Here is a 16,279-nt window from a genome sequence, read left to right as displayed (position 1 = left end):
AAAGTTCAGAATATTAAAGCTATATGTAAAATTTATTTTGAAAATTATTTCTCCGATGTATCTGTTTATAATAATTATTTCCCCCACGGGGACGGACCTTTTTTGCTGAATCTGATCGAATCGCTTCTAAGGGGGGAGAGAATAGAGGAATGAATACGTTTGTATAAAGTTCAGAATATTAAAGCTGTATGTAAAATTTATTTTGAAAATTATTTCTCCGATGTATTTGTTTATAATAATTATTTCCCCCACGGGGACGGACCTTTTTTGCTGAATCTGATCGAATTGTTTCCAAAAGGGGGCAGAATAGGGGGGAGGATAACTTTATATAAAATCCGAAAAATTAAAGCGGTGTACTGATTTCCTTGTGAGAATTATTCCTCAAACGTTTGCATTTGCAGATTGTTAATTATAATTTTGCTGCAAACTTATGAAAACCAATAGAAATGATACAAAAAGTTACAACTCTTAATCAATTCATCATCGAACAGCAAGCGGCTTTTCCTAATGCGACCGGAGATTTTTCCCGTTTATTGCATCATGTGGGAATTGCTGCTAAAAAAGTAAACAGAGAAGTGAATAAAGCCGGTCTTGTCGATATTCTGGGGCAGGCTGGGACTGAAAATGTACAAGGGGAAGATCAGCAAAAACTGGATGTTTATGCTGATATGACTTTTATAAATGAATTAAGGGCGAGTGGAGAATGTTGTGCGGTCTTGTCCGAAGAAAATCAGGATATTATTGTTTTTAAAGACGGGATGTGCCGGAATGCAAAATACATATTCTGTATGGATCCGTTGGATGGTTCCTCCAATATAGATGTAAACGTATCTATCGGCACGATTTTTTCTGTCTATCGTAGAAAGTCAGCGCCGGGAGAAGAGGTGGGACAGCAGGATTTTTTACAGAAGGGTGTAGAGCAGGTAGCAGCGGGGTATGTCATTTACGGTTCTTCTACGATGTTGGTCTATACTGCAGGAAATGGGGTAAACGGTTTTACGCTGGATCCTTCCATTGGGGAATTTTGCCTTTCTCACCCGCTTATTTCAACTCCTTCTCAGGGAAAGATCTATTCCGTCAACGAAGGTTATTATGTGAATTTTCCGGATGGGGTCAAGAAATTTATCAAATATTGTCAGGAAAAAGATGAGGAGACGAAACGTCCTTTTACTTCCCGTTATATTGGTTCTTTGGTGGCAGATGTACATCGGAATTTATTAAAAGGTGGTATTTTTATTTATCCTCAGACTTCTTCCCATCCGAATGGGAAATTGCGATTGATGTATGAGTGTAATCCCATGGCATTTATTGCGGAGCAAGCCGGGGGAATGGCTACGAACGGTAAAATGCGTATATTGGATATTGAGCCGGAAAATATTCATCAACGGACTCCTTTTTATACCGGGTCAAAGAATATGATTGATAAAATATGTTGGTTCTTGAAAAATAGTTAAGGTAACAGATAGATGCTTCTTTGCGGAAGCGGATTTACGAATGGACGGACCTGCGGTTCGGATTAAGAAATAATCGGGAATTTTAGGTTCGTCCATCCGTGAGTTCAGGAAACGGTAGAAATCAAGGTTCGTATATTGTTCGAGGGAACAACGGTTTGGGAAAAATTTTCATTCTGCTTTTATAGGGAATAAAAATAATTCTGTAACCTTATTTTTTACCTTTTGATTGAGGTCGAACATTTTTATTTCAAATATTTAGCGGCGGCTTTATCAATAAAATAAGCAACATTATCAGCATTGCGGGTGACATAGCCGGCTGGATATTGGTCTGCTGCGGGAGAAGGATCGACTACATTCGTTAATATTTCTGCTTTTTCAGCTCCGACTATATGGAATAAAGTCATGGAAGCGCGAATCATCGGCTGGCCGGTAAGGGCAATCCGGTATTGGTGTGTTTCCGGATGGGCGGATACGGCATAAGGGGTGGGATAATTGAGCAGATCTTTTTGTCCTGGGAATATAGAGGAGGTATGGCCGTCTGTGCCTATTCCCAGAATCAATAGATCAAATTGGGGAAAACCATCGTTATCCGGTAAGTTCTTTTTTACCAGATCGGAATAACGTTGGGCTTCGTGATCGGGGTTCGCTTCTCCCAAAATGCGATGTATTTGATCGTGAGGAATTTTAACATGATTTAAAAAAGTTCGTTTGGCGAGTCCGTAGTTGCTATCGCCATCTGTAGGGGGAACACAACGCTCGTCTACCCAATAGAGGTGTACTCGTTGCCAGGGTAGGCTTTGCGGATAAATTTCTGCCCACAGGTGAAAAAGCAGTTCGGATGTATGCCCTCCGGAGATAGCGAGATTAAAAGCATCCTTTCTTACGGTATCCAATTGTTTTAACAATTGATGAGTGACAGCTCTTGCTGTTTCTTTGGGGGTATCAAAAGTGTGAATTTTCATAGTTCGCAATATAAGTTTGTGTTCGTTAAGTTTTTACATGGATTGCTCCAGTTTCCGTCGGCTTTTATGATCCGGTCGGCGGCAACAGGTCCCCAACTACCGGCTGCGTAATTATGCAAAGGTATTTTAGAATCTTTTTCCCAAATTTTTAAAACCGGGTCTAAAAAACGCCAGCTGGCTTCTACGGCATCGCTTCGGGTGAACAAGGTATTTTCTCCTTGCATGCAATCTTCCAGCAGACGAGCGTAGGCGTCTCCACTCGGTACGCCGCCCAGACTGTCGTACGTAAATTCTATCGGTACCTGTCCCATATTAAAACCGGCACCGGGGATTTTCATACTCAGAGTAAATACGACCCCTTCGTTAGGGTTGAGACGGATAATCATCCGGTTGGGTAGTGGGCAATGTGTGAGTCTGCTGAACATAATATGAGGAGTAGGTTTAAAGTGGATGACAATTTCCGTTACCAGGGTCGGCATTTGTTTACCGGTGCGGATATAAAACGGTACTCCATCCCATCGCCAATTAGCAATATTCAGTTTCATGGCTACGTAAGTTTCTGTGCGGGAGTGGGAATCGACTTTTTCTTCCTCCCGGTAGGCGACCCGATGTTGTTTTCCGTTTTCGGAGGCCGTATATTGTCCTCTCACAATTTGATTCCGGATTTCGGAAGCCGTCAGGGGTTTCAAAGATTGGTATACCTTTACTACTTCGTTTCGGAAACTGTCAGCGTCAAACGATACAGGGGGTTCCATTGCGCAAACGGCCAGTAGTTGTAAGAGATGGCTTTGTACCATGTCGCGCAGGGCTCCGGCCTTGTCGTAAAATCCGCCTCTTTGTTCTATTCCCATATTTTCGACAGCGGTAATTTCGATGTGGTGAATATAATTCCGGTTCCACAAAGGTTCGAGTACTACATTGGCAAATCGCAGGGCCAGCATATTTTGTACTGTTTCTTTGCCCAGAAAGTGGTCGATCCGGTAAATCTGGTTTTCCTCGAAAATAGAAGTATAGAGACTGTCCAGTTGTTTGGCTGATTCCAGGTTATGGCCGAACGGTTTTTCTACAATAATGCGTTTATAACCTTCGTGTCCCGGGCTGGGTTTATTGAGATCGACACTTTGCAGGAGCAGAGGAATTGTTTCGTACAAAACGGGAGGGGTCGCCAGGTAATACAAATAATTACCCGGATTTCCGATAAGCTTGTCCAATTGGGAAAGGCGTTGCTTCAAGAGAGGATAATGGTCGGCAATAGAGGGATCCATTGTCTTGTAAAAGACAGTATTCAGAAAACTGTCGGCACAGGAGGAATCAAACTCTTGGGGTTTAATATACTTTTTCAGATTTTCTTTAATATGTTTCCGGTAACTTTCGTCTGTATATTTTGTTCGGGCCACTCCCAGAATGGCAAAATTCGGGGGCATTTGTTTTCGGGAGAACAACAAATAGAGGGAAGGCATTAACTTTCGTTTTGTCAGGTCGCCTGAACCTCCGAAAATTACCATGATCAATGTTTTCATCTGTTTCATATCCGTTTGGGATTTAATATAGAGGTATGCAGAAGTTTTCTTATTTTCAGGCATTGTAAATACCCGCATGGGTGTCATTGCCTTCGCCGGTCCAGTCTTCGTGAAAAAATTCTCCCCGGGGAGCGTCTGTCCGTTCGAAAGTATGGGCTCCGAAATAATCCCGTTGTGCTTGTATTAAATTGGCGGGCAAATAAGCGGTCGTAAGGGAATAAAAATAATTCAAAGCGGCGGAAAAAGCTGGTACTGCTGTATTTTCTCTTGTCGTTTTAATGAGTAGGGATTTCCAGGTGGGAAGTGTTTCAATGATTTGTGCTTTGAACCAGGAAGCTAAAAGCAAATTCGGTAACAGGGGTGTGTGATCGAATGTTTCAGCGATCGGATTGAGTAATGCTGCCCGGATAATACAACCGGCCCGCCATATCCGGGCAATAGCTGCTTGGTTTAGCTGCCAGTTAAAATAGAGAGAAGCTTGTTGCATGAGTGCGAATCCCTGTGCATAAGAGATAATTTTAGAAGCATAGAGGGCATCGTGGATTTCCTGAATCATTACTCCCGGTTTGTGTGTAAAGACCGGCGTATCCCTTTCATATTTAGCGGCTGTCCTCATCCGTAACTCCTTTTCTGCAGAAAGGTCTCTTTGGAATACGGCAGTTGCAATCAGATTCAGGGGAACACCTAATTCCATGGCGTTGATGACTGACCAGCGACCGGTGCCTTTTTGTCCGGCTACATCCAGAATCCGGTCGAGGAGAAAATGTCCGTCTTTCTCTTTATGGCGAAGAATATCTGCAGTAATCTCAATCAGGTAACTTTTCAATTTTCCGGTATTCCAGGTTTCAAACCAACTGGCAATACCGGCATTCCCGGTACCCATCATGTGTTTCATGACGAAGTAGGCTTCAGAAATAAGTTGCATATCAGCATATTCGATACCGTTATGGACCATTTTTACAAAATGTCCGGCTCCTCCTTTACCCATCCATTCGCAGCAGGGACTGCCATCTTCGGCTTTTGCCGCAATGCTTTGTAATATTTCTTTCACTTCCGGCCAGGCTTTTTCCGAACCTCCCGGCATGATAGATGCACCGTGCAGGGCTCCTTCTTGTCCTCCGGAAATACCGGCACCTATAAAATAAAAACCTTGGGATTCTACATAATTGACCCGTCTTTCCGTATCTTCAAAATTAGAATTTCCTCCGTCCATTAAAATGTCCCCGGGTTGTAACAAGGGTAACAGCTGTTCAATGACTTCGTCCACTGGAGAACCGGCTTTTACCATCATCAATATTTTCCGTGGACTGGTTAAGGATTGTACAAAGGCAGCGAGATGGTCAAAACCTTTAAACCGACCTTCCTCTCCATGTACTTGCATAAAATGTTTCACTACATCTTTTTCCCGGTGAGGGCGGTTGTAGACTGATACGCGATAGCCTTTTCCGGCCAAATTGAGAGCCAGGCCTTCTCCCATAACGGCCAGGCCGATTACGCCGATATCTGATTTTTCCATAAGTCATTTTTTTACCGGATTTACCGTCCGGAGGATACACTTTTGGAAATATACGCAGAATAAAGAGGAAGGTTCCTAAAAGCAAGAAAGGAGGGAATTCAAATTCTTGCTGATTTTAAATCAGTATAATTTATTCCTTTATTTTTCTTAGGTATTTCTCTGCCTTGTTTCGGAAAAGAGCTGGGATCCCTTTCCATTAAACAAAAGGAGGGAAGGGGGCTATTTTGACAGAAGAGGAAAGTTTTACCTTATCGAGGCGAGTGTATGACAACTGGATAGTTAAAAACCGTATATCGTTATAATTGAGTGTTTTCTTATAAATCAGAAGGGAATCGACCTAAATACCTTCTTTATTTTCCTGCAATTGACGAACGATATACGGTTTATTTTTGATGAGTTTGAAACAGTTTTACATTTTATTCTGAGCCGAATTTGTAAATACAGATACTATTGTACTTTTCTCCCGGCTGTAAAGTGACAGAAGGCCATTCTGTTTTGTTGGGAGAATCCGGATAGTGTTGGGTTTCCAGACAGAAAGCAGAACGGAAAGGGTAATAAATATCTTTTTTGCCTTTTACTGTTCCGTCCAGAAAGTTTCCGGCATAAAATTGGATTCCCGGTTCATTGGTATACACTTCCAGGAAGCGACCACTTCCGGGATCATAGGCTTTTGCTGCTAATTGAGAAATCTCTCCCCGGGTATTTAAGACATAATTATGGTCATACCCATGTCCGTTTTTTAATTGGATGAATTCAGTACGGTCTATTTCTTTCCCGATTGCTTTCAATTTTCGGAAATCCATCGGTGTGCCTGCTACCGGAGCGATTTCTCCTGTTGTCATAAAAGTACTGTCGATGGGTGTATAATGATCCGCATTCAGCATTAATTGTTGACTGAGGATAGGGGTAGAGGGATCTGCAGATAGATTAAAATAAGCGTGATTCGTCAAATTGATAATTGTTGGTTTATCGGTTTCCGCTTCATAAGTTATCTTCAAGGCGTTATCGTCAGATAAGCTGTAAGTAACCTGAGTTTTTAAAGTACCGGGGAAACCGTATTCACCATCGGGAGATGTACAGCTTAAAATTAACGTTTGGGCATTGGGTTGGGTGGCTTCCCAAATGCGGTGATGGAATCCGGTATCTCCTCCATGCAGACAATGTCCGTAATTATTTTGAGGTAATTGGTAAGTATTGCCATTCAATGTAAATTGTCCTTGGTTGATCCGGTTTCCGTAGCGCCCGATCAGCGCTCCGAAATTTCCCCCTTTATCGGCTATATAATCGGCAATGGATTTGTGTCCGAGCACAATGTCGCCAAAATGCCCTTGCCGGTCTGGTACCCAAATGGATACGATCCTTCCTCCATAATTTGTCAGAACGACTTCTACGCCATTCTTGTTTTTTAATTGGTATAAGGTAATTTGCTGACCGGATACCACCGTATCAAAATCAGATTTTTTCAATCCGGATAAAGTGGTATCGGCAGCAGATTTAGGATTGCAGGCTGCTAATAGAAATAGCCCGCAACCGATGGTTAGTAGTGTATTTTTCATACTCATAGTATTAAATTGACAATAAAAACGACGAAGTTTTATAAGGATTATACTTTATTCTCATACCCTTCTGTTTTTTATTCCAAAATAATAAATAAAATCTGATTTAAAATAACAGAATTGTTCCAGAAAATGAAACTATCGGTTCAAAAACACCGATCGGATTTCCGCATTCTTATTTATAAAAATCTACGACGACCCGGCTTTCCCGGATTTTTTTACAATAAGAACTTATTTTTACATGTTCCGGATGTATTTTGTATGCTGCTAAGGCAGCTTCATTTTCAAATTCAGCAATCAGAACGGCATCATAAGCCATATCTGATTCTTTTACGTTGATTCCTACTTCTACTGATTTTAATTCAGGAACGACGCCCCATAACGCTTCTAGGTGTTCTTTCATAAATTGAGCGTTTTCAGCTTTGGTTTTTCCTTCGGCTGTTTCTTTTAATTTCCACATGACCACGTGTTTCAGCATAATAATCTTTTTAGAGGTTTAATTTTCAGTTTAATATATCCTTTGATTGATAACATAAAACTTTACGTTCAGTTTATCTAAAGATATTGATTCCAGTTTGTTAAATTCTTCAAATCTATTTCTTTTCAGCACAATTGCTTTTCTGATTTTATGGCTGTTTTTGCAGTCGATAAATATAGAAATTTAGTTGTAAAAATTAAGGAATATTTTTCTTTTTAGTTTAAAGGTTGAAGAAGGGGAAGGGAGTAATGCTTCACTGAGGATAAATTTTTGCTGGCGTAATCCTTTTGATTCGTTTTAGTGGGGGATTAAAGGGTAGGAGAAGGGGGGCAAAGGCGATAAAAGAACTTTTTTTCTATGTAAATCGGTTCTATTAAACCGAAGTGGATAAATTTAGCGAGGGTATCAATGGCTTTTGGACGGGAAATACCGATCTGTTTGCAGCATTGTGTCAGGGATATTTTTTCGTTTTGACTTAAGAAATGAAGGAGGTGTTGTTCTGGAGTAGAATAACGTACAAAAACTCCTTTTTGTGCATATTGGGATTGCCAGAGACGAAGGTGTACAGGGGTAGCCAGGATGTTTTCGTCTTTTATCCGGATATAAGCTTTGTAATGATTATTTTCATCTTTTGCATAATAGGGAGCGCTTTCCCCCTTGGGGATAACGACTTCGAGCACCTGATGTCCTTCTATCTCATAGAGATGCATATTGCAATGGATCTCGGGTTTACTGTATAGTTTGGCAGCGGCCTCTATCATATATATTTCTTCTTCTGAACGTACTCCCGCTATTTTGCCATTGTCTTTCACTCCCACCAGCAGGCGTCCTCCGTCTGTATTGGAAAATGCAGATAAGCTTTTTGCAATTTTCCGGGCGTCTGAGATTTCAAATTTAAAATCCTGTTGCTGATGTTCTCCCTGTTTGATCAGCTGATAGATATAATCCGTTCCTCTTTGCATTTTCATCATGCAAAGATAGCTATAAATCAGGAATAAGAAAATGGTGGTTTTCGTTTCATTCTATTTTATCAGAGAGTGTAAAATAGAATAAACTTCCCTGTCCGGGTGCTGATTCGACCCCGATTTCTCCACCTAAATGAAGGATAATACTGCGGCAAAGGGCTAATCCCAATCCGGTTCCTTGTGTAAAGGAATTCAATTTTTCGAAACGCTTGAAAATCAGTTTTTGTTTTTCCAAAGGAATTCCGATACCTGTATCTTTTACAAAGAAGTAATGTTTTTCCTTTTCCCGGCGATAACCGATCACTATATTTCCTGTATCTGTGAATTTGACAGCGTTGCTGATTAAATTTTTCATCACGGTATCCAATTGTACTTCGTCTGTATAGAGGATAGCTGTTTCGGCAGGTAGTTCCAGAAAAAGAGAAAGTGATTTATTGTTCAGGTTTTTCTGGGCGTAAGTTTCCCAGTTCTTAAATACGGTTTGCAATTCTATGGGTGCGAAATGGAACGTAAACGTACCAGAATCAATTTTGGATAAGTGGAGAATGTTGTCAATCAAAGCTACCAAAAGTTGATTATTCTGGGTAATAATAGGCATCAATGTAGATATTTCATCCGAATTATCACAACTGCCTAATAAAGATGAAAAACCGACAATGGCGTTTAGTGGAGTACGGATCTCATGACTGATATTGGTTAAGAATTGTTGTGTTTCCCGATTGGATATTTCGGCTTGTTCTTTCAGGTATTCCAGCTTTGTTTCTCTGTGTTTTTCCGCATCTACATTTTGGTTCAGTTCTACGACGAGGATTTCTCCTTTCTGGGGAGCAAAACTTTTAATAAAAATATATTCGCGTATCCAATGCGATGTTCCTTCCTTATCGGTTACCTGTATATCCTGCGCAAAAGGCTGCTGTATGTGTACCTGCTTTATCTTATTTTGATGAGCAAGTAACTGTTCCCGGTCGCCGGCAGATACCTGTTTATAAGCAGGAAGGACACCTTTTTGAGGCTCTTCGTTCAGATTTTCATACCAGCGGGGAGTAGCAAACCCTTCTCCATCCAGTATATTATAAATGGCTACTCCTATTTGGGCGGATTCCGAGATATAATTGAACATGTGTTCGGTCTCTTTTTTCGCCTGTCGTTCTTGCATGACGGATGTCAGATCCGTAGCTATAGCCATATAACAAGCCCGGCCGTAGACATTTGCTTCCAGGGGTTTAATGACTAATTGAAAAAATTGTTTTTTCGGATTGTTGAAGGTGATTTCCAGTTCACAGCTTACATTTTGACGGGCTTTTATCTGATTTTTTAATTCTTTATTCAGATAAGGATTTGAAAATAGGTTCTTTGTAAACAATTCGTTTTTATCCGAAGGCAGGGTGTATTTTTGTCCGTCAGTGATCCGGAAGAGCAATTGCCCTTTGTCGTCGTACAAGGCAAAATTGAGAGAACTGGTTTGATAAATCGTATGAAGTTTGTCGTATAATCGTTGATAGTTTTCTGATTCTCTCTGCATCGCTTTGGTAAACCGGCGTCTACTGATAAAAAATATATAAATACCTGCCAAAAGGAAGAGGACAATTGTAATTCCCAATATTTGTCTTTCGTATTTTTCGTAGAAACTCGGAGGAATATTCAGGAGGACTAGGTCTCCTTTCAGGGTTTTGACGCGGTTTGCCAGCCCGAAACGTTTCAGAGCGGTCATGTTCAAATGAGTTTCAGCATGTGTGAGGGTCTGTTGGGGAATTGAATCTACGGCGTTTCCCTTTAATATTTGATCGATGGCTTGAAACGTTTTCAGGGCGCATTCTTCAGGTCGAAAATGAACTCCTCCCAGCCAATAATTGTTATTTTCTAAATTTCGTTCCGAAAGTGTTACTATCGGACAACTTAATACTTGATTGAAAAGAGAATCCAGGGTTTTTTCAGGCCGAAGGCTATACAATCCATTGGTATTCCAGGAATAAGTAATAAAAAAACGGTTTTTTACAGGTTCCATCATCATATCGAAAATAGAATCCGTATTCAGTTTATTATGAGTGATGGCTGTAAAACGAGCCTGAGGAAATATCTTTCCGACCTCTTGCTTTAATTTAAACAAAGTATAGTCGGTTTTGAGATAACTGTCGTCCACCCAGACAATTTCTTTTGTTTCCGGCATCAATTGTTTCATCATCTCCAGATTTTCCTTGATAAATAAACGGGAGTAGATTTTCGTATTGGGAAGGCGATTGATATAAAACCATTCTCCTTCGAGCAACACACAATCCTGAGGAATTGCATCTTTTCCCATATATTGAAGATAGGCTTGATGTTGCTTAAATGCTTTGGCAACGGCGTTTTTTACCAGGAGATTTTTGTTCGGTTCTAATTGGAGAAAATCCGGTTTATTTTCCGGAATCCAGGTTATATGGGGTCGTTCTTCAAAGACGGCGCAGGAGACTGTGGGTATATATTTCCATTTTCCCATTACCAGGTGTAACATTTTGTATACTGCTTCGGCTTCATCCCCCAAGAGAACGATAGCGTCGGGTTTGACTTCCCTGGGAAATATAGAGGCTAAACTCAGATCTGTATGAACATTAAACGTTTCCCCTTCTTGTTCGGCCATTTGCCAGAGTGCTGCCCGTAATCCCAATTGTAAAGAAGAATGATTAGAGGGTTCGTCACAATTTAAATTACCAATATAGATATGTAAATCGGGATATTGGCTTGAGAGTAAGGAATCTATTTCATGAATTAATTGCGTACTCCAGGTCGTATTTTCTGAATAAGAGTGAAGGATGAGTACCCGTTGCGGATTTGATTCCTCCGAAGCGACCCGGGAGGCATTGCCCTTGTACCCTATGAGGCAAAATAAAAATAAGATAAAATAGATTTTCATGATCAAACGTCTTAACCGGCGGAACGAGTTAACCAATAATTTAACGTATCCAATAAAGCTTGCTTTTGCAAAGGCTTTGCCAAATACCCATCAAAGCCATGAACCAAGACCTTCTCTTCGTCTTTCGACAGAGCATAGGCCGTCGTCGCAATAATCGGAACGGTGGAGGAAAATTTACGAATTTCACGGGTAACTTCATAGCCATTTTTCTTGGGCATTTTAATATCCATCAGGATTAAATCCGGCGGATGGGAATGGAATAGTTCAATTGCTTCTTCCCCGTCCCAGGCATGTATAAGATAATATCTGCTTTGCAGGATAAACTGAAGTAACAGAAAATTACTTTCATTATCTTCTACAACTAGAATGCTTTGCTTCTCTTTTAGAGAATTGCTCTGTTTGGCTGGAGTCTCTGTTTGAGCTTGTGCGGTAAGGGAAACTTCCTGTATCGGCAAACGGAACCAGAATTTGGCCCCCAGGCCTACTTTTGACTCGACTCCGATTTCCCCCTGTAAACCTTCTATAATGGATTGGGAAATAGATAGACCTAATCCAAAACCTTTGTAATTTTTGTTTTCCCGGAAAAAACGTTCAAATATCTTTTTTTGTTTTTCTGGTGAAATTCCGATTCCCGTATCGGATACATAACCATATAATTCATTTGCCTGAAGGCGGTAACCGAGGGTGATGCTGCCTTGGCTTGTGAACTTGACTGCATTGCCGATAAAATTGGTCAATACTTGTTTCAGGCGGACTTTATCGGTCAGAATGCAATAGTGTTCTTCTGGAAACTCACAATTGATTTTAATATTTTCCGGAGAAGTTTTCATTTTGGCCAGGATCGCCATGTCGTTGAATAGATCCGTCAAATCGGTCGGAGAAAAGGTAAAATCCATCGTTCCGCTTTCAATCTTTGACAAATCGATAATATCGTGAATAAGGCGTAACAGAATTTCATTGTTTTCTTCAATTTGATGTACCATTTCCTGGCGCTTTTCCAGATCGTCTGTTTCATTTAATAAATTGGAAAAGCCTACAATTGCATTTAAAGGAGTACGAATTTCATGCCCCATATTGGCGATAAAGGCATTTTTGAGTTTTTCCGAACGTTGGGCCTTTAACATGGCATTGTACAATTCCTCCTCCATTGCTTTTGCCCGATCGATATTCTGAGAAATTTCAGTAAAGATAAAACCACCGGTTTCCTGTTGATAACCGGTGATACCGATTTGATAACTTAACCAATGAAGACGTCCATCCCTGTGTAAAACAGAAAATTCTTTTCGGTAATGCAGGGGTCTATCGGGACGGGTATCTTGCAGAAAATCGATTAAGGACCGTTGATCTGGGGCCGAAAGATTTCTATAAGCATCGGTCAATGTGTCAGGAACGGCGTCCAGATCCAGATTTTTTAACCAATTAGAGGTAAAATGGCATTTTTGTTTCCTTAAATCGTAATTGGCCACTCCGATGGAAACTTTGTTCATGGCAAAATCCAGGGCTTGTGTCAATTTCCGGCGAATACTTTTGCCTTCATATATTTCCTGATTATCAATGAGCACAATCAGCGTTTGATTACTGCCAGCATTTTCTCCGGGAAGATAGCGGACCAGAAAACGAAAATAATATTTCTTTTTCTGGAGGGTTGTGGCTGCCAGGTCCGTTGGGGGATGTAAAACGATAAGCGAATTTACAATTTCTTTATTCCGGATTTTAGTCCGTAAAAAAGATTCCCGGATGTGATCAAACAAATTCAAGGTCAATAACTGCTCGGAAGAGGAGTGAAGAACCGGAAAAATACATTGTAATTTTGGAGAAAAATTATACTGCAACAAATAACCGTTTTCATCGAAAACCAGCATAGATACAGGCATATTCTTGAAAATCAGATCGTATTCCTTGTATAATGTTTTATAACGATTTAAAGATTCGCGAATATGCAGATTATAAAGCTGGATACGTCTATAATACCTGTAAAGGAAGCCGATAATGAGGAGACCGAGCAGCCCTAGCAGCAAAGGACGTTGGTGACGGATAAGGAAAGGAGGAGGGATATTGTATAATTGGGCATTTTCCATAGTGTTCAGAGAGGAATAAAGTCCTCTTTGGTATAGTAGTTGAGAGTTTAAATGAATTTTTTTGTTTTCCACATACGTAAAAGGTAATAGATCCGTTTTTTTCCCCTCGTATATCTGTTTAAAAAGTTCGGTTGTTTGTTGTGCATATTGTTCTATGGAAGGATAATAGCCACCTAGAACAGGTTCAGCACTGACATCCTGATCTTGTAAAGAGAAGGTAGGAACGGATAAGGAGGTCAAAAAAGCAGGGATCGTATTGAATAGCACAACTTTCCGCTGAGTAGGTAAACTGTTTATTTTCTGGCAAATCGTATCGGCATGAATTTTATTGCTATTGTATACAGAAATTTGCAAATCCGGGAAAGCTTGCCGGGCGGTTGTACGAAGTTGTTCTAGTTCGAATTCATCACTGAAACTGCCGGTCGTAAGGTAAATTATTTCCTGGAGTTGGGGGTATAAATGAAGGAGAAGTTCCAGGTTTTTTAAACTCACATCCGCTTTCATAACACCGGTTACCGGAAGCTGTTTAATGGACGTTGGAGTGGAGATATAACCACTGTCCGTTAACCCTTCTGCTTTAAAGAAATCAGCGTAATCACTCAAAATTCGGGGGTGTACTCCACATAAAATAACCGGTATTTTTTCCCATAATCCCCGCAAATTCATGACCCGGTAAAGCATCCAGCTTTCTTCACCTACCAAAATCAAAATTCGGGGACGGATAATTTTGGGGGATATTCGTCCTTTGGTAAAGGCTCCCTGCATTTGTAAACGCGAACTCAAAAACGATTGTTGTTTGTCTAACCGGGCGTATACGGCTCGTGGAATAAGTTCGGGATCGATTGCTTTAATTTCTTTCTGTAATTGTTTTGTTAAAGCTGTTCCCCATGCATTTTCGTAACTATAGGAATTTAGGATAAGAATAAAATTTTCCCGGCTCAGTTTATTTTCTGAAAGAAGAGGCTCCGTATTTGCTAGGCTTGTCGATACTATCCAGAAAAACAAGATAGAAAAAACAGGCTTTAGCATGATATTCAGGTATGAAATTATTTATTAGGTAAAATTATATATAATTTTTTAATTAGCTAAGATTTTATGTAATTTTTGTCATCAAAAGATGATTTGGATTTTAAAAGTTCAGGGGAATATAAAATTTAAGGGTTCCCCTGTTCAAGTTCAGGTATTTAAACACTTGAACAGGGGAAGATGTTGCCTCTTTATCTCATCTTGTTATTCGTATATTTGGTGATGAGGGTATTTCTGAGTTGAGTGTAAGTATGCATGATTCTATCTGCACATTCCTGTGCGTATGTATTCAGTAATTCCCGGGCTTTTTTCGGATTTTTCTTTTGCAATTCCAGATATTGTTTTTCAATTTCTGTATTCTGTTTGAAAAAGTCGTCTTCCAGGGGTTTACGGGCGGCTTCGAGATCTTTTTTTCCGTCCTGCCAATTCAGGTAGAGCAGATTATCTACAAAATCGATTGCCCAACGAGCGGAATTGTCGCTATATTGTTGGGGATCGTAAATAGAGTATACTTCTGGAATACGGCTAACTCCCGTAAAAAGGGGAAGATAGGGAGAAGTATAGGCGTTGTCTTGAAATACCCAATAAATGCCTCCGATTTCCCGGGGCATATTGGAACGAAGTTGTGCGACCATTCCATATTCTCCGTCTGCTCGTGCCACGGCCCGGCGGCGGGTTGTTTTCAGTAATTTCTGTGTTTCGGAAGAAGGAAAAGGGGTTGCCAGTTTACTTTTTACCCATTCTCCGTTTTTTCCGGAATAATACCAGGCTGCATCGTTTTCTTTATCGTAGATCGTCCCGGTGAAGGTGGAGCGTTGGAAATTCATAAAATCCTGTACAGAAACAAGGTGTTCCGGTTTAAAAGAAAAGGGATACAGATTCAGGGGCTCTACATATTGGATGTATTGATTCAGATTATCGAACGGATTTTCTGTTTTCCTATCGGTTATGGGAGCGCTGGACGGGGCAAAGGTTGTCGCAAACAGCCAGAAACGGTTTGTGGCCCACTCCCGTGGAATAGGGGCATATATTTCCTGCCAGACAAAAGGTTTTCCGCTTTCGGGAGAGTACCAGCCGTTTTCGATAGCTATTTGCTGATAATTTGCAGAAGCTTTGAATTGTTCCGGTCGGGAAAGATCGATCTCTTTGATAATACTCCAGTTTGGGATAATGGCAATATGATCGTCGGGAACCCGTTGAGCGGCCCAGATAACGCCTGGTTTTCCGCTTTCCGGGGTCCAGTTTTTGCCAACACTGAATAATTCCAGTACCCATATTTTTTCGGGATCTGCAAGGGTCAGACATTCCGATTCCGGTCCGCAGGAAGGTAGAAAACCATATTTTTCCATAAGAGAAGTGATGAGCTCCAGGGCTTCGTCAGCGGTTTTACAGCGTTGCAAGGCGAAAATCATAGCCTGTTCTACTGTCATGATCTGTTTGCCTTCTCCTTTGTCGACTTGTAGTTCCGGTCGTTGGCTGAGAGTGCTTTCTCCAATACACAATTGGTATTCATTGATATGCGAATAAGCCGATTGGAAATAGGTGTAGGTTTGTTCCACTTGCGGGATATAACCTAGAATTTCCCCATTTTCTTCCAGGGGAAGATCCACACGTTGTATACCGTAATAAACCGGGGCCATACTGCCTGCGGGATATTTTTGTCCTGCTACCACCCGGATGCGGCAGTCTGCTCCCGCATCGGTATGGGAGTTTAGCACACTACCGTCTACTGTCGCTTTTTTGCCTGCTACGATAACGGTACAGGCTTTGCTTTGAAAAGCGACAATGAAGAGAATTAGAAAAGTTATGTTTACTATTTTCATGTTTCTTTTGT

10 protein-coding genes are annotated in these 16,279 nt (G+C 40.8%); 1 reads left to right on the top strand and 9 read right to left on the bottom strand.

Features of this window, described 5'->3' with window-relative positions:
* Window positions 1-446: 446 nt before the first annotated feature.
* Window positions 447-1,454, top strand: coding sequence for a class 1 fructose-bisphosphatase (gene fbp / locus HMPREF9449_RS06875; protein ID WP_009136530.1), 1,008 nt, complete (start codon window positions 447-449; stop codon window positions 1,452-1,454).
* Window positions 1,455-1,696: 242 nt separating this feature from the next.
* Here the strand turns inward: fbp and pgl are convergent, their stop codons facing one another.
* The 9 genes from pgl to HMPREF9449_RS06830 all read right to left on the bottom strand — a co-directional run bounded on the left by pgl (window position 1,697) and on the right by HMPREF9449_RS06830 (window position 16,268).
* On the bottom strand, window positions 1,697-2,416 hold the full coding sequence (pgl, locus tag HMPREF9449_RS06870; RefSeq protein WP_009136529.1) for a 6-phosphogluconolactonase: 720 nt from the start codon (window positions 2,414-2,416) through the stop codon (window positions 1,697-1,699).
* The gene (gene zwf / locus HMPREF9449_RS06865) at window positions 2,413-3,936 is read right to left on the bottom strand and encodes a glucose-6-phosphate dehydrogenase (protein WP_147640142.1); all 1,524 of its coding nucleotides are present in this window, start codon (window positions 3,934-3,936) and stop codon (window positions 2,413-2,415) included. The genes pgl and zwf overlap by 4 nt, the downstream gene beginning before the upstream one ends.
* A 55-nt stretch (window positions 3,937-3,991) precedes the next feature.
* A complete protein-coding gene (gene gnd, locus HMPREF9449_RS06860) occupies window positions 3,992-5,452 on the bottom strand; it encodes a decarboxylating NADP(+)-dependent phosphogluconate dehydrogenase (RefSeq protein ID WP_009136527.1) in 1,461 nt (486 codons plus the stop codon).
* A gap of 416 nt (window positions 5,453-5,868) precedes the next feature.
* The gene (locus HMPREF9449_RS06855) at window positions 5,869-7,008 is read right to left on the bottom strand and encodes an aldose epimerase family protein (RefSeq protein ID WP_009136526.1); all 1,140 of its coding nucleotides are present in this window, start codon (window positions 7,006-7,008) and stop codon (window positions 5,869-5,871) included.
* Window positions 7,009-7,183: 175 nt separating this feature from the next.
* Entirely contained in the window at window positions 7,184-7,486 is a 303-nt protein-coding gene (locus HMPREF9449_RS06850; protein WP_009136525.1) for a Dabb family protein, read from the bottom strand.
* Between the two features lie 308 nt (window positions 7,487-7,794).
* Window positions 7,795-8,454 (bottom strand): AlbA family DNA-binding domain-containing protein, encoded by a 660-nt coding sequence (locus tag HMPREF9449_RS06845; RefSeq protein WP_040611697.1) that lies wholly within the window; start codon window positions 8,452-8,454, stop codon window positions 7,795-7,797.
* 49 nt (window positions 8,455-8,503) lie between these two features.
* Window positions 8,504-11,341, bottom strand: coding sequence for a sensor histidine kinase (locus tag HMPREF9449_RS06840; RefSeq protein WP_009136523.1), 2,838 nt, complete (start codon window positions 11,339-11,341; stop codon window positions 8,504-8,506).
* Window positions 11,342-11,352: 11 nt separating this feature from the next.
* The gene (locus HMPREF9449_RS06835; protein WP_009136522.1) at window positions 11,353-14,448 is read right to left on the bottom strand and encodes a response regulator; all 3,096 of its coding nucleotides are present in this window, start codon (window positions 14,446-14,448) and stop codon (window positions 11,353-11,355) included.
* Between the two features lie 188 nt (window positions 14,449-14,636).
* Window positions 14,637-16,268, bottom strand: a complete 1,632-nt coding sequence (locus HMPREF9449_RS06830) for a dipeptidase (protein WP_009136521.1) — start codon at window positions 16,266-16,268, stop codon at window positions 14,637-14,639.
* Window positions 16,269-16,279 lie beyond the last annotated feature (11 nt).

This window comes from Odoribacter laneus YIT 12061 (assembly GCF_000243215.1).
In the GTDB taxonomy this organism is placed as follows: domain Bacteria; phylum Bacteroidota; class Bacteroidia; order Bacteroidales; family Marinifilaceae; genus Culturomica; species Culturomica lanea.
The sequence above is the reverse complement of the archived record's forward strand: the minus strand, read 5'-3'. Positions and strand labels throughout refer to the sequence as shown.

Bases quoted from the DNA above. Each gene is read 5' to 3' on its own strand.
- HMPREF9449_RS06850 (WP_009136525.1), bottom strand. From the start codon at position 7,486: ATGCTGAAACACGTGGTCATGTGGAAATTAAAAGAAACAGCCGAAGGA.
- HMPREF9449_RS06845 (WP_040611697.1), bottom strand. From the start codon at position 8,454: ATGAAAATGCAAAGAGGAACGGATTATATCTATCAGCTGATCAAACAG.
- HMPREF9449_RS06830 (WP_009136521.1), bottom strand. From the start codon at position 16,268: ATGAAAATAGTAAACATAACTTTTCTAATTCTCTTCATTGTCGCTTTT.
- zwf (WP_147640142.1), bottom strand. From the start codon at position 3,936: ATGAAAACATTGATCATGGTAATTTTCGGAGGTTCAGGCGACCTGACA.
- pgl (WP_009136529.1), bottom strand. From the start codon at position 2,416: ATGAAAATTCACACTTTTGATACCCCCAAAGAAACAGCAAGAGCTGTC.
- fbp (WP_009136530.1), top strand. From the start codon at position 447: ATGATACAAAAAGTTACAACTCTTAATCAATTCATCATCGAACAGCAA.
- gnd (WP_009136527.1), bottom strand. From the start codon at position 5,452: ATGGAAAAATCAGATATCGGCGTAATCGGCCTGGCCGTTATGGGAGAA.
- HMPREF9449_RS06840 (WP_009136523.1), bottom strand. From the start codon at position 11,341: ATGAAAATCTATTTTATCTTATTTTTATTTTGCCTCATAGGGTACAAG.
- HMPREF9449_RS06835 (WP_009136522.1), bottom strand. From the start codon at position 14,448: ATGCTAAAGCCTGTTTTTTCTATCTTGTTTTTCTGGATAGTATCGACA.
- HMPREF9449_RS06855 (WP_009136526.1), bottom strand. From the start codon at position 7,008: ATGAAAAATACACTACTAACCATCGGTTGCGGGCTATTTCTATTAGCA.